Source organism: Nocardioides sp. (assembly GCF_024509035.1).
GTDB lineage: Bacteria > Actinomycetota > Actinomycetes > Propionibacteriales > Nocardioidaceae > Nocardioides.
The window spans coordinates 1-1,405 of record NZ_JANINT010000407.1; the positions used below are offsets into that span (position 1 = coordinate 1).

2 protein-coding genes and 1 pseudogene are annotated in these 1,405 nt (G+C 75.0%); 1 reads left to right on the forward strand and 2 read right to left on the reverse strand.

Annotated features, from left to right (window positions below; genetic code table 11):
- A pseudogene (locus Q0L15_RS22445) lies at positions 1-657 on the reverse strand ((Fe-S)-binding protein); the annotation flags it as partial.
- A gap of 10 nt (positions 658-667) precedes the next feature.
- Positions 668-1,003 (reverse strand): hypothetical protein, encoded by a 336-nt coding sequence (locus Q0L15_RS22450; protein WP_296607085.1) that lies wholly within the window; start codon positions 1,001-1,003, stop codon positions 668-670.
- A gap of 169 nt (positions 1,004-1,172) precedes the next feature.
- On the opposite strand from Q0L15_RS22450, the gene Q0L15_RS22455 reads away from it, so the two are divergent.
- Positions 1,173-1,405: hypothetical protein (locus Q0L15_RS22455; RefSeq protein WP_296607086.1), on the forward strand; the 233-nt coding region annotated here is incomplete at its 3' end.

Below are 1,405 nucleotides of genomic sequence, written 5' to 3' on the forward strand. Positions count from 1 at the left end.
CCCCGACCACCTTCGGTCGCCGCCAGGACCTCGGCGAGGTGCACGGTGCGGACGCCGGAGCGCTCGCGGGTCAGCAGCCCCCCGATGTGGGTGAGGCACGAGTTGTCCCCCGCCACCAGGACCTCGGCGCCGGTGTCTCGCACGTGCCGGACCTTGTCGGCGCCCATGGCGATCGAGGTGTCGGCGTTCTTGACCGCGAAGGTGCCGCCGAAGCCGCAGCACTGGTCGGCCGCCGGGAGCTCCAGCAGGGTCAGCCCGCGCACGTTCTCGAGCAGCCGCCGCGGCCGGTCGCCGACGCCGAGCATCCGCAGCGAGTGGCAGGTCGGGTGGTAGGTCACCGTGTGCGGGTAGTACGCGCCGACGTCGGTCACGCCGAGCACGTCGACGAGGAACTCCGACAGCTCGTACACCGTCGGGGACGCACGACCCGGAGGGCGTCACCACCGCGTCGTACCCGGCGAAGGTGTCGACGAAGTTCCGCACCACCGGCACGGCCTCGTCGAGGTAGCCGGTGTTCACCATCGGCTGCGCGCAGCAGGTCTGCGACTCCGGGAACTCCACGTCCACCCCCAGCCGGCGCAGCAGCCTGACGACGGCCTGCCCGGTGCCCGGGTACAGGGCGTCGTTGATGCAGGTGACCATGAGCGCGACGCGCATGTCCCCATCCTCACTCATCGTCGTCGGCCGGCCGCTCGACGACCGGCATCCGTACGGTCTCGGCCTCCGGGCCGCTCTCGGGGAAGATGTCCGGCCGCTGGCGGGCGGCGTGCGGGCGCAGCGGGAGCGGCCGGTGCCGGTGCGGGCGCCGCAGCTGCAGCTGGCGGCGGGCCCGGTGCGCGAGGTCGAGCTCGCGCTCCACGCGCTTGACCGTCGAGAGCACGCTCACCAGGAGCTCGCGCAGCTCCGGGTCCGCCGCCACCGTGCTGAGCTCCTCGAGGCGGGCCCGGGCCTCGGGCAGTCCCGCGATCGCCTCGCGCAGCGGCCTCGAGCCGGACCAGCTCACCAAAGGCGTCGACGGCCGCGGCGAGCTCGCGGAAGGTCTGGACGAGCCCGAGCAGCACGTCGCCGGCGGTCTCGTCCTCGAGCCAGGCCGGCCGGCCCGCCGTCGCGTCGGCGAGCGCCCGGTACATCGAGCGGACCGCCAGCGCGGTGTGCTCGAGCGACTCCAGGCCGTGGCGCAGGCCGGGCCCGAGGTCGGGGGTCCCGACCGCGCGCACGTTGAGCCGGCGGCCCTGCTCGGCCTGCAGCAGCGCCGCACCCACCCGGGGTACGTCGTGGTGGGTGATCCGGCGCGCGTCGTCGAGCCAGGCCGCGGCCGCGGCGTCGACGGGCTCGTGCTCCGCGACCAGCCGCTCGAGCGCGTCGGCCGAGCGCCGGAGCAGGTCGCTGACCGCGTCGGCCAGGC